The following is an 11674-nucleotide window of genomic DNA, read 5'->3' on the forward strand; positions in this document are numbered from 1 at the left end:
TCGTTGGACTCGACCACAAGCACGCTGTATGACATTGGAGATTTCCCCCCGCTCGGCACCGTCCCATGCTCCATGTATGCGTCGGTCATTCGCCCGGAACGGTATGGGGAACCGGCAACAGCGTTCCGGACGGAAGTCGTCGATACACCTGAGGTTCCGCCGGGCTTCGTTCTCGTGGCGGTCATGGCCGCCGGTATCAACTACAACAACGTATGGGCCGCCAAAGGTAAGCCTGTCGATGTCGTGGCGATGCGCCAGCGTCAAGGAAGCACCGAGCCTTTTCATATCGGCGGCTCAGAGGGATCCGGAATTGTCTGGAAGGTCGGCGCGGGCGTAAGGAGAGTCAAGGTGGGCGACGAGGTCGTACTATCGGGCTGTCGTTGGGACGAGGATGATCCTGATGTGCGGCTCGGCCTCGATCCCATGCTGGCAGCGTCGCAGCAGGTGTGGGGATACGAACTGAACTGGGGTTCCTTTGCTCAGTTCGCCCTGGTGGCCGAGCTTCAGTGCCTGCCCAAGCCCGCCCGCCTGAGCTGGGCTGAGGCAGCGGGGTACCTGCTCACCGGTGCGACGGCATACCGGCAGCTCGCCGGCTGGCCGCCCAACACGGTTCAGCCCGGGGACGGGGTTCTCATCTGGGGTGGGTCCGGCGGCCTCGGTTCGATGGCGATCTCGCTGACTCTCCAAATGGGAGGGAAGCCCATTGCCGTTGTGTCGTCTCCGGAGAAGGCCAAGTACTGCCTCGAGCTGGGTGCCGCCGGAGTCATTGATCGAACCAAGTACAACCACTGGGGACGCGTGCCCCCGGCCGACACAGAGGAACACAAGTCGAGGACGGCCGATCTGCGGGCTTTCGGGCGCGAGATCTGGGAAATTCTTGGCGAAAAAGTGTCTCCCAAGATAGTGTTCGAACATCCCGGCAGCGATACCATTCCGACGTCGGTTTTCATGTGCGCTTCAGGCGGAATGATCGTGATCTGCGGCGCCACATCCGGCTTCAACGTAGACGTTGACCTCAGATATCTCTGGATGCGGCAGAAGCGGCTTCAGGGGTCTCATTTCGCCAATCCGCGAGAGTGTCATGCCGTGACACGTCTGGTCGATATGGGTCTCCTGGCTCCCCACCTGGGGCATACCTATACGTTCGACGAGATCGGCCAGGCTCATCAGCATCTACTTGAGGGTGTACAGGCACCGGGCAACGTCGCTGCCCTGGTTGGTGCCAGTAAATAGTTCAGGTCAATGCCGTTCGACGGGAACCGACTGTGGAATTGCACTTCTACGCGCATCCACCCGAAACTACGGGCCTGGGCGTCGTTGTCACCAGCGTGGCCTCAGATGCCCACACGTGGAATCTGGTCTATCTGCAACTCCTCCTCGAAGAGCTGGGTCACCGGGTGACCAACCTCGGTGCCTGCGTACCCGACCAACTGGTGGTCGACGAATGTCGTGCCCGGCGTCCCGACCTGATCGTGATCTCGACGGTCAACGGGCACGGTTTCGTCGACGGAAAACGCGTGGTGAGCTCGCTGCGTGGCTGCCCTGAACTACGCCACACGCCCATCGTCATAGGCGGCAAGCTCGGCATCGGCGGCGGGGAGCACGGGCGGGGTGCCCGGGAGTTGATCGAGGCCGGCTTCGATGCGGTTTTCGAGGAGAGTGTCGGCATCGTCAGCTTCCGTGACTTCATCCAGTCGCTGCCGTCAGAGGTGACGCAATGAGCGCAGGCAATCATTCATCGCTCGTGCGTCACCTCGATGGCCGTCCGGTCACCGGTCCGTCGGTCGAGTCCTTCGGAGCCTTCGTCGGCGCCGCTCAGCGCGCCGGTCATCTTGTGGTCCAGCCACGGATGGGAATGAGCGATCCCCATCTGATGCGGTCCGGATTGCAGGCCACCCGGCAGGCGGAGGCGGTCACCGTGGGCACGATCACGTTGGACAGCTACACCCGCCTGGGTTCCCACGAGCTCGCTCGTCGTGCGGTGGCCGATGGGGTGGCGCTCAACGGCTACCCCATCGTGGCCCTCGGCACCGCCACCACCCTCGGTGTCACCGATGGGATCGCCAGTCCTGATTTCCCGATCCAGGTCCGGCACGGTTCGCCGTCTCCCTACGCGATATTCGAGGCCTTGGTGGCTGCGGGCCTGGCTGCCACCGAGGGCGGCCCGGTTTCTTACTGTCTGCCGTATAGCCGAACCCCCTTGGAGCAGTCCGTACTGGACTGGGCGCGCTGCTGTGAGATGTTCGCGCGTCTGGAAGAGACGGGTGTCGAGCCGCACTTGGAGACTTTCGGCGGCTGCATGATGGGCCAGATGTGCCCGCCCAGCCTGCTGGTCGCTCTGGCGGTGCTGGAAGCACTCTTCTTCAAACACCACGGGCTGCACAGCGTCTCACTCAGCTATGCGCAGCAGACGAATGCCGTGCAGGATGAGGAGGCTATCAAGGCGCTGGCCACAATCGCCGGCGAGCTGCTGAGCACCATGGACTGGCACATCGTTCTCTACGCTTACATGGGGGTGTTTCCCCGCACATCAGCCGGATCCGAGCTGCTCTTGGAGGAAGCCGCTCGCTTGGCGGTGCGCACCGGCGTGGCCCGACTCGTCGTGAAGACGTCCGCTGAGGCACATCGGATTCCGAACATCGCGGAGAACGTTGCAGCCCTGGAGCTCGCCGCACGAGCCGCCGCGAGTCAGCCGGCGGAGCACAGAGCGGCCGGCAGCCAGGACACCGGCATACTCGACGAGGCTCGGACGATCATCGATGCCGTTCTCGCTCTCGACCCGTACATAGGAAGGGCGCTGGTCCGGGCGTTCGCAACAGGGCTGCTGGACGTTCCGTTCTGCCTGCATCCGGACAACGCCGGACGCACTCGAAGCTTCTTGGATTCCGAAGGACGGCTGCACTGGTGCGAAGTCGGCTCGATGCCGGTTCGCCGAACGGTCCACGACCGTGTTCGGCTCTCGTCGGCTGACCTGCTGAGCTCGCTCTCCTATGTCGAGCGCAAATACGACCAGCTAGCTCTGGCGGACGCGACGTTCTCCCGAGTCGCTGAGAACGGTGCTCGGCACGCCGCTCTGACCGCTCCGGTCGACGCCGTCGATCTAACCCGATACGCGAAGGAATCCGTCTCATGACGCATGTTCCCGAGTCCACTCTGCTCAAGCAGCCGCTGTCGTCCCCGGACAGTGTCCGCCACCACCTCACCTCGGATATCACTCGGGCCGTGCTGGCCATCCAGCGGCACCTGCTGGGCGTTGCCCGTGAACACCTCACCGACGCCGGCTTCGTGGAAATGCTGCCGCCGATCATCGGACCGGTGACTGACCCGGGCACCCGTGGTTCGAAGCAGGTGGACGTGGATTTCTACGGCCACCGGTACAAGCTGATGACCAGTGCGATTCTCTACAAGCAGGCTTCCCTGCTGACTTACGACAAGATCTTCTACATCGCACCCAACGTCCGCTTGGAGCCGCTCGAGACCACCAACACCAGCCGTCACCTAGCCGAGTTCCATCAGATCGACGTGGAAATGGCCGGTGCCTCACGCCAGGAGATTACCGGTGTGCTGGAGCGGCTCGTCCGGCAGATCGTGAGCCGGGTGATCGCTGATCTGCCTGCGGAACTGGAGACGCTCGGTCGCGATCCTTCGGCCTTCGAGTCGCTGGTGGACCAGGCCTTCTCCACCATGACGCATGCTCAGGCATTGGAAAAGCTCCGTGAACTGGGACATGTGCAGAACACGGACACAGAGATCGAATGGGCGGGCGAGGCGTTGCTGTCCAGCCACTTGGGTCGTCCGGTCTTCGTCACCGATTATCCCAAGGGATCACGTGGCTTCTACGACCGGGAGAGCCAGACGGAACCAGGTTTGCTGCGCAATTTCGACCTGCTGGCCCCGGAAGGGTACGGCGAGCTATGTAGCGGCAGTGAGCGGGAGTACGACTACACCCGCATCGTCAGCCGGATCCGGGAAACCGGTGAGAACCCTGCCAAGTACGGCTGGTACCTGGATCTGCTACGCGAAGGTATTCCAGCCAGCGCCGGATTCGGGATCGGTTTGGAGCGGTTCACCCGCTACCTTGCGGGACTCGACAGTGTCTGGCAGGCGTCCGCCTTCCCGAAGGTGCCGGGAGTGGTATCGCCGTGACCGCGCTGCACGCCCATGGCTTCTCGGAGGAGGCCGTCCGCGAACGCGCCCGTGAGGGTATGGCGGCCGCCTTCCCCGACCGGCAGAACTACGGGCAGGTCCTCTACGGCTCTACCGCGGCCGTGGCCGACGTCAGCGATCCCCTGGGCGGCATGCGGCTGACTCCACCCGTGTTCATGCCGCAGCGGCTGGAGAAACTGCTCGAACTCGGCAGGGAACCCCTGCATAGCGACGTCATCCTCGACACGGTGATTGGTGGTCTGCGCTCTACGCTGCCGCTCTACGTCTCCGCCTTCGGATCGACCAAGGCCGCTGGCACGGAGCAGGTGCTGAATGCCAGCCGTCAGGCTGGCCGTCTGGGAATCCCGATGACCATCGGCGAAAACATCGTGCCCATGACGGGCTATGGCAGGGTCGGTGAGCAGACCCAGCGCACTATCCTCGGCCGTCTCGCCGCCTACCAGGAGGAACTCCTGGATGGGTTCGGCGGGCTGGCGATTCAGCAGAGCACCGAGGACGCCGATGCCGAGGTGTGGAACCTCGTCTACAGCGACCCGTCCGCGCAGCCGCTGCTGGAGAGCGGACGGCTGGCCTTCGAGCTCAAGGTCGGTCAGGGGGCCAAGCCTGGCCTCGGCGGGATGACGTTGCTGAACCGCTCGGCCGCTGCGCAGGTGGACCAGCAGTTCGCGCTGGACGAGATCTTCGGTCAGGGCGCCGAAGAGGTCCTGCGGTGTGGCAGCGCGGGGACCTTCACGGAAGAGATCCTGCGCCAGCAGATCCGGCTGATGCGCAACAACTTCCCTCGGGTCAAGGTCTGGGTGAAGCTACATCCGGGACGAGATGTCGCACTTGCCGCGGCGACTGCCTGGGAGGCCGGCGCGGACGCCGTCATCGTCGACGGCGCGGAGGGGGGCACCGGCTGGGCACCCGTCGCCACAATCGACCAGGTCGGCCTGCCGCTCGGCGAATGCCTGGTCCGGATCGGGAACCACGATGCGTGCCTCCTCGCCTCCGGGCGGATATGGGAAGGAAGCCGAGCCGTCAAGTGTCTGGCTCTCGGTGCCACCGCGGTCGGACTCGGGCGCGCGGCGCTCGTCGCTGTCGACGAAGATCCGGCAGCGGGACTGGTCAATCTGCTGTCCTGTCTCGCTCTCGAGCTGCGCCTGTTGATCAGCGCGTTGGGCAAGTACACGCCCGGTTCCCTGGGGCCTGAGGATCTGTGGCCCTTCCCCTCGTTCGGCAGCGGATCCCGCGACCGGTTGACTTCTGGGAAGTTTCGATGATTCCACCCGCTTTTGATCAGGCACGACTCTGGCTGCACAACCTTCCGGAGGGGCCCCGTTCCCTTGGCACCGTCTCCTTGACCATCAGGCTTCGGGGATCACTGAATGTGGACGCCCTACAGGCCGCGGTCACCGACCTTGTCAGGCGCCACGGCCTCTCCAAAGGACAAGAGGCGCAGATCCCCTGGGCGGTGACCCACTGCTCCGAGGAGACACTTCACGACGCGCTGACAGAGGCCATTGGTGACGTCGTGCCGCCGAGTGAGGCATCTGTGCGGTCTCGTCTGTTCTCGGTAGGCACCAAGGACCATGTGTTGGTGCTGGTGACGCATCGCATGGCCAGTGCGGGCTGGGCATTGGGTCAGGTGCTGAGCGATGTGGCCGCGGCCTACGCCGCGCGGCGTGAGGGCAAGGTGCCTGACGAGAAGCCGAGCTTTCTCCGACGGGAGGCCTCGGCGGAAGACTCGCTGGGCCTGATGTCGGAGCAACTCGCCCACTGGCGCCGGGCACTGGCCAACCTTCCCGAAGAGTTTGCGGTACCCACCGACCGGCCCCGCCCTGCCTCTCCGTCCTACCGCGGCGCGGTTCATGTGGCGCGGATCGGGGCCAGACTGCACGAACGGCTCGTCACCTTCGCACAGGAACACCAGGTGTCAGTGTTCCTGGTGCTCCAGGCTGCCATGGCGGGACTGCTGTCCCGGTTAGGCGCAGGCACGGACGTTCCCCTGGGCACCTCCGCTCCTGGACGAGCTTCGGTCAGCGCGCTCAACATACTTGTGCTGCGAACCGACCTATCCGGTGACCCGACCTTCCGGGAACTCGTCGCCCAGGTGCGAGAGACCACCCTGGAGGCCTGCGCCCATCAGGACGTGCCCTTCGAGCGTCTGGTCGAGGAACTGGCTCCTGCCCGTATGCCGTCCCGCCACCCGTTCTTCCAAGTCATGCTGGTGTCGGAGGACCGCACCACGGCTCGCGCCGAGTTCGCCGGGCTGGCCGCCGAGGCGCGGGTGTTCGACCTGAACGCGGCCGCTGTCGATCTCGTCGTGGAGCTCGCAGAGGGACACCGCGCGGACGGGACCGCGATCGGTGTCGATGTCGCAGTGAGATACTCCACCGATCTGTTCGATCGGGAGTCGATCGTCGCCCTGACGGCCCGGCTGGTTCGTTTCGTGGATTCGGCGCTTGCCGACGCGGAGCACGCGGTGAGCCGGGTGGGGGTGCTGTCGGACACCGAGCGCCGAACGCTCCTGGTCGATTGGAACGGCTCACCGGCGCGGCAGTCGACGGATCGTTTGGTGCATGAGCTGTTCGAGGAGCAGGCGGCTGAGCGGCCGGACGCCGACGCGCTGATCTTCGAGCGGGAGCGGCTTTCGTATCGCGATCTGGATGTGCGAGCCAACCGGCTGGCGCACCATCTCGTCGCCGCCGGGCTGGGGCGAGGCGAGGTGGTCGGTGTGTACCTGGAGCGAGGCATCGAGCAGGTGGTCGCCGTGCTGGCCGTGCTCAAGGCCGACGGAACCTACACCATGCTCGACCCGGACCTGCCGGTCGGTCGAGTGGAGGCACTGCTCACCCACGCCTCCGCGCGGGCCGTGGTGACCAGGACTGAGCTCGCCGGGCGGCTGTCCGGACGTCCGGATCTTCTGATGTGCGTCGACACCGACGCGGAGGCGATCGCTGGGCGGCCGGTTCAGGGGCTTGGGCACCGTGCCAGCCCGCAGGACGCCGCTTGCGTGATGTTCACGTCAGGTTCGACGGGTGTGCCGAAGGGTGTAGTGACCCCGCACCGCGCGATCGTTGGCACGATGCTAGGCCAGGACTTCGCGGACATGGAACCCTCGCAGGTGTGGCTACAGTGTTCGCCCGTGTCGTGGGACGCCTTCGCGCTCGAGCTGTTCGGTGCCCTGTTCTCCGGAGGCGTATGTGTGCTGCAACCAGGACAGCGACCCGAACCGGCACTGATCGCCTCCCTCGTGCGGGAGCACGGCGTCACCACAATGCACGTGTCGGCGAGCCTGCTGAACTTCCTGCTGGACGAGCACCCGGCGACGTTCACCGGCCTCCAGCAGGTGATGACCGGCGGGGAGGCAGCATCGGTGCACCATGTGATGCGTCTGGTGCGTGTGTTCCCGCATATCCGACTGGTCAACGGCTACTCGCCGGTCGAGTCGACGATTTTCACCCTGACCCACCGGATCACCGCCGAGGACGGTGCCCGTCCTGCCATCCCGGTAGGCCGGCCGCTTCGCGGCAAGGGCCTGTACGTGCTGGACGACAACCTCGCCATGGCAGCTCCGGGGGTGGTAGGTGAGCTCTACATGTCCGGTGTGGGACTCGCCCATGGCTATGTCGGCCAGCCGGGCCTGACTGCCGAGCGTTTCATCGCCTGCCCGTTCGGTGCGCCAGGCGAGCGTATGTACCGCACCGGCGATCTGGTGCGTTGGCGTGCCGACGGGATCATGGAGTACCTGGGTCGTGCCGACGACCAGGTGAAGATCCGCGGCTTCCGGATCGAACCCGGCGAGGTGCAGTCGGCGTTGGCTGAGCACCCGGGACTGGTCCGTACAGCGGTTGTCGTGCGTGAGGACGCACCCGGTGACAAGCGTCTGGTCGGGTATGTCGTGGCCAAGGACGACAGCAGTGTGGATCCCGCGGCGGTTCGTGCGTTCCTGGCCGAACGGCTGCCCCACTATCTGGTGCCTTCCGCGGTGGTCGTGCTGGACTCGCTCCCCATGACGGCGACCGGCAAGCTTGATCGCCGCGCCCTGCCGGTTCCCCTCCTCACGCCGCGCGAAGCCGGCCGGGAACCGCGCACCGAGCAAGAGAAGTTCCTCTGCGACTTGTTCGCCGAGGTCCTCCGAGTCGAGCACGTCGGAATCGACGACAACTTCTTCGACCTCGGCGGCCACTCCCTGCACGTCACCAAACTGGTCAACCGGGTCCGCTCGGCGCTCGGGGCGGAGTTGTCCATCAAGGCCGTCTTCGAAGCGCCCACGGTTGCCGATCTCGTCGGCCGGCTCGCGAAGGACCGCACGGCTGGGCCCGTACTGAGCTCCCGGCGCAGAGGGGCCTCATGACGGCGTGGTGCCCCGCCCTGGCACACGTGGGGTTCCGCTCGCTCCCATCGGCTCGTGCAGCCCCTATTCATGACCACCCGTCCGCATCGAGGAGGTAAGACAGTGACATCCGGCCCCGATCGACCCACCACACCCGAGGGCTCCGATTCGGAACAGCTCGCGGTTCGCACGGTTCGACGCTTCTACGACCTGGTCGACAGCGGAGACGTGCACGGTCTTGCCGCTCTGTTTGCCCTCGACGCCGAATACCGTCGACCCGGCTACGACCTCATGGTTGGCCCCGAGGGCCTGCTGGACTTCTACGGCAGGGGCCGGACGATTCGCGTGGGCAAGCACGCTTTGACCACTCTGCTTACGGACGGCCACACCGTCGGCGTGTTCGGCGAGTTCCACGGCGAGCTCAACGACGGCAATCCGGTGCACCTGCGCTTCGCGGACAGCTTCACAGTGTGTCCCGACGGCCTCTTCTCCAGCCGCGACACCTACTTTTTTGCCCCTCTGGTCTGAGACCACCGTTCCGAAGGAGCTCTCACATGTCCGCCATTTTCGAACCCAGCGCCACCGCACGCGACCGTGTCGTGCGGCACCCTGGCCATGGCGAGTCTTTCACCGAGCATATGATCAGCATGGAGTGGACCGAGGGCGAGGGTTGGTCCGAGGGCCGGATAACTCCGCTGCAGAATCTGTCCCTTCATCCTGGGGTGATCGGCCTCCACTACGGTCAGGTCGCTTACGAGGGGCTGAAGGCCCACCGGCGCGCCGACGCTTCGATGGGCGTATGGCGTCCGTACGACCACGCCTTGCGCTTTCAGCGTTCGTGCCGCCGACTGGCCATGCCCGAGCTGCCCGTGGAGACGTTCGTGGCGGCCGTCGATCAGCTGATCAATGCGGACGAGGGCAGCCTTTCCGGCGATCCCGCACACAGCATCTACGTGCGGCCGATCATGTTCGGAACCGACACGTCGCTCATGCTGCGCCCGTCGAGGACCTATCGGTTCCTGGTCATGGCCTTTGTCGCCGGCGGGTTCTTCGGCGAGTACGTCGAGTCGGTCTCGGTGTACGCAAGCCACGACTACAGCCGTGCCTTCCCCGGCGGCACTGGTGACGTCAAGGTGGCCGCCAACTACGCCCCCTCCTTCCTGGCCCAGCGCGAGGCAGAAGCGGCAGGTTGCCAGCAGGTCCTCTGGCTGGACGCCGTAGAGCGGCGCTACCTGGAGGAGATGGGAGGAATGAACATCTTCCTGGTCCGTGGCCAGGGGATGCAGGCACAGGTGGTCACTCCCAAACTGACCGGCACGCTGCTGCCTGGCGTGACGCGCAATACGATCCTCATCCTGGCCGAGCGCCTCGGCTACCAAGCGGTGGAGGAGCGCATCTCCCTGGACCAGTGGCGCACCGAGTGCGATTCGGGCCTGATGTCGGAGGCGTTCGCCTGCGGAACTGCCGCCGTGGTCACCCCGATCAGCAGAGTCGTCGACCGCGGCAACGCCTGGACCATCGGAAACGGAAAGCCAGGGCCGGTCACTCTGGCACTGCGCACGGCGCTGACCGATCTGCACCACGGACTGGCTCCGGATCCGGACGGCTGGTTGCACTCCGCGGCTGGACATTAAGCCCGGCGATGCCGACGGCAGCTTGATCCGGGTGATGCTCCCTCAGGTCCTAGGCCGCACCCGCCAGGTCCCCGATGTGGCTTGTCGGCCTGAGTCCTTTTGTTCGACTCCCCTACGGCCAGCGGTCGGCACGGGCCGTGGACGACGTCATCGTTGCGAAACCAACAGCTTCCCAAAGGAGTGAGTCCCTCATGTCCACTGTGGGTCAGGCGGCCGATACCGGTCGCGTCGTGCGCAACGTGCTCGACCGGTACTTCCACGAGATCCAGGCGGCCGCGCGCAAGGCGAGTGCCGCGCGCACCGCATCACCCCTGATACCTCTGGAGCTCGACGCGAAACCGGCCGGGTTCGCCAAGTTCACCGAGGTCACGGATGTCGGCCTGACTCAGGTGCAACCGCGGATGTACATCCTCGACCTGATGCGCAATCCCGGTGCGCGGACGACGAAGACCGTTGCATCACTGCTGATGATCGCGCGTGCCGCCGCGCACATCCGCCGCACCGGCGAGCGGGTGCTGCTGGTCACGCCGACGTCCGGTAACAAGGGGACGGCACTGCGGGATGCCGTGGCCCGCGCCTACGAGACCGGCCTTGCCACACCCGACGAGCTGCGGATCGTCATGCTCGCCCCCGAGGCGTCGCAGTCCAAGCTGCGCGACTGCCCGCTGACCGCCGAGCGGTCGCTGCGGACGGCGAACCCCGTGGTCCTCGCCGATGTCGAGCAGCCGGGCGACGTGAAGCTGCTCAGCAGCGAGGTCGTGGAGCGGTATGCCGCGGAGATCTTTGACACCACCGGCTTCCGCATCTGGTACACCCTCGACCTCGACAACTACCGCATCGCGGATGCGACGCGCGCCTTTGTGGAGGCCGAACTGCTGTCCATCACCGAGCGGTCCGCACCGCGCGTACACGCCCACGCCGTCTCCAGCGCTTTCGGACTGATCGGCTACCACCTCGGGCATCAGCTGCTTGCTGAGGGCCTGACCGGACTTCCGGCGCCCGCCTGGCACCCCGGCTTCTTCCTAGTCCAGCAGCTCGCCACGGCTGACATGGTGACCAGCCTGCTCGGCACGAAGGTTCCCGAGTACACCCACGACGAGGAGTCCGGTGTCTGGCGGCAGTCCGCGGCGGTCGAGTTCCCCGCGGTCACGGACCACCCGCAGGAAGTGATCGACGCCACCTTCTACACCAAGGAGCCGCCGACGCGATCGCAGGTCAACGAGATCGTCGCGCGGCACGGCGGCGGCGGTGTCGTGGTGTCCCGCCGCGAGTGCCTCGACAAGTTCGACGAGGTGCGCTCGCTCGCCGCCGAGGCCCGCATCACGATCGCCGCCGACCCTGCCCTGATCCGCGAGTGGTCCGTGGTCAAGGCGATCACCGGTGTGCTCGTGGCCCGTGAACGCGGCCTGGTCGCGGCGGACACCGACGTGATCGTGCACGCCTCCGGCTACTACAGCGACGAACTGCTCGCCCCCCTGCGGGACGAGCACATCACGCGCGCCGCCACGGCGGACGACCTTGCCAAGACCTTGCTCGCGGCCGCCCACGCGTAGAT

The 11674-nt window shown here is 65.7% G+C and carries 9 protein-coding genes; all 9 read left to right on the forward strand.

What is annotated here, in order from left to right:
- Positions 1-72 precede the first annotated feature (72 nt).
- The 9 genes from ccrA to ABCR94_RS37500 all read left to right on the forward strand — a co-directional run bounded on the left by ccrA (position 73) and on the right by ABCR94_RS37500 (position 11672).
- Entirely contained in the window at positions 73-1233 is a 1161-nt protein-coding gene (gene ccrA / locus ABCR94_RS37460; RefSeq protein WP_347125874.1) for a crotonyl-CoA carboxylase/reductase, read from the forward strand.
- A gap of 32 nt (positions 1234-1265) precedes the next feature.
- Positions 1266-1721 (forward strand): cobalamin B12-binding domain-containing protein, encoded by a 456-nt coding sequence (locus ABCR94_RS37465; protein ID WP_347125837.1) that lies wholly within the window; start codon positions 1266-1268, stop codon positions 1719-1721.
- Positions 1718-3133: a methylaspartate mutase gene (locus ABCR94_RS37470; RefSeq protein WP_347125838.1), complete on the forward strand. Its 1416-nt coding sequence runs from the start codon at positions 1718-1720 to the stop codon at positions 3131-3133. The genes ABCR94_RS37465 and ABCR94_RS37470 overlap by 4 nt, the downstream gene beginning before the upstream one ends.
- On the forward strand, positions 3130-4146 hold the full coding sequence (locus ABCR94_RS37475) for an asparagine synthetase A (RefSeq protein ID WP_347125839.1): 1017 nt from the start codon (positions 3130-3132) through the stop codon (positions 4144-4146). Before ABCR94_RS37470 ends, ABCR94_RS37475 begins: the two co-directional genes overlap by 4 nt.
- Positions 4143-5429: a glutamate synthase-related protein gene (locus tag ABCR94_RS37480; RefSeq protein WP_347125840.1), complete on the forward strand. Its 1287-nt coding sequence runs from the start codon at positions 4143-4145 to the stop codon at positions 5427-5429. The genes ABCR94_RS37475 and ABCR94_RS37480 overlap by 4 nt, the downstream gene beginning before the upstream one ends.
- A gap of 107 nt (positions 5430-5536) precedes the next feature.
- Positions 5537-8506 carry a non-ribosomal peptide synthetase gene (locus tag ABCR94_RS37485; protein ID WP_347125842.1) on the forward strand — a complete coding sequence of 990 codons (2970 nt, stop codon included), beginning with the start codon at positions 5537-5539 and terminating at the stop codon, positions 8504-8506.
- Between the two features lie 102 nt (positions 8507-8608).
- Complete coding sequence (locus ABCR94_RS37490; RefSeq protein WP_347125843.1) at positions 8609-9013, forward strand: nuclear transport factor 2 family protein; 405 nt, start codon at positions 8609-8611, stop codon at positions 9011-9013.
- A gap of 26 nt (positions 9014-9039) precedes the next feature.
- Complete coding sequence (locus tag ABCR94_RS37495) at positions 9040-10119, forward strand: branched-chain amino acid aminotransferase (protein WP_347125845.1); 1080 nt, start codon at positions 9040-9042, stop codon at positions 10117-10119.
- A gap of 191 nt (positions 10120-10310) precedes the next feature.
- The gene (locus tag ABCR94_RS37500) at positions 10311-11672 is read left to right on the forward strand and encodes a DUF6002 family protein (protein WP_347125846.1); all 1362 of its coding nucleotides are present in this window, start codon (positions 10311-10313) and stop codon (positions 11670-11672) included.
- Positions 11673-11674 lie beyond the last annotated feature (2 nt).

The sequence above is a fragment of the Streptomyces changchenzhani genome (genome assembly GCF_039766235.1).
Classification (GTDB): Bacteria; Actinomycetota; Actinomycetes; order Streptomycetales; family Streptomycetaceae; genus Streptomyces.